The organism is Chryseobacterium sp. YIM B08800, assembly GCF_026163565.1.
Taxonomy (GTDB): domain Bacteria; phylum Bacteroidota; class Bacteroidia; order Flavobacteriales; family Weeksellaceae; genus Chryseobacterium.
In genome coordinates this window covers 1-1,159 of record NZ_JAPDKN010000113.1, presented here as the reverse complement: position 1 = coordinate 1,159, position 1,159 = coordinate 1, and the positions used below count along the sequence as shown (strand labels likewise).

Below are 1,159 nucleotides of genomic sequence, written 5' to 3'. Positions count from 1 at the left end.
GAAAACGAAACGCTCTGTAGCTTTTTTCACAGATTCTTCCACCATATTGAAGAAACGACGTACAGAGATATATCTCCATTCATTGCTGTTTCCGTCTAAAGTTCTTGCACCCCAAACCTGAGTTCCTCTTCCTGTAAAAGTTCTGATAGCGTTGATTGATTTTCCAGCAGTAGCATCTACGTTAAGATTTTCTTGATCTTCGTGAGAGATTTTTACTTTAGGTGCTACTACAAAGCTAAGCCCAATATTAGCAGGTGCTTTAAATACTCCTGAACTAGCGTCTACTTTAGCATAAACTCCTGCCATTGCTGATGATGGAGTCATAATCACTCTGTTAGATTCGATGGCATTTTTAGCCAAGTTGTACAATTCAGAATCATGAGTTCTCCAATGCTCTAATGTATCAGTTCCAACAGTAATCGCCGGATCATAACTATAACTCAAAACTGTTTCTAATTTTGGATAATAAGCTGCTCCATATTTTAAATTTTCACTGCTATCTAAATTGTCTCTAAACTCTTGAACTGCAGTAGAAGTGTTTCCTACAACATCCATAATGACAAATCTGTCTTTCATCAATCCTGCCTGATCTAAAGCTAATCCGTATAACTCATACGCATCATTGTTTAAAGCTTCAGCATCCGGGAAAATAATAAGAGTTGGCTCATCTTCTTTTTCTAATGTATCAAGACCTGCTTTTAGCTCAGATAATTTTACTCCATCCAATGCAGTTGGATAACCTACAGCATTTCCTACAGAAACGATATAGCACGGCCCTCCACCATTGGCAAAATACATTTGCATAGCATAATACATTTTGAAAGGACTTGGTGCTGATAATTGTGCCGTAACAGTTCTCGGCTTAATTGGTGCAACTGTAGTTGCCGGAGTAATAGTGAATGTAAACGCTTCGTTTTTTGCTTTTCCAAAAAGCGTTTCGTATTCCAACATTGAAGAGATTCTTGTTGGCTCATTTTTTGGACCTTGTGCTGTATACCCGATAAAAGCAGGAATAGCAGTTTCTACTTGTGCTACAGATGGTGGAAATTTTGCAATTTCCTCTACATAGACTCCAGGTGTTTTGTAATTCATTTTTTAAAATTTTAAAGTTAATATTAGTTATTTTCGATCGTTAATCCTTCGTGTGCAATTTCCAGAG

The 1,159-nt window shown here is 37.1% G+C and carries 1 protein-coding gene; it reads right to left on the bottom strand.

The features are described 5' to 3' along the window. Nucleotides 1-1,092 (bottom strand): phage tail sheath subtilisin-like domain-containing protein (locus OEW74_RS19545; RefSeq protein WP_265430074.1); only part of this gene is annotated, 1,092 nt, incomplete at its 3' end. Between the last annotated feature and the right edge of the window lie 67 nt (nt 1,093-1,159).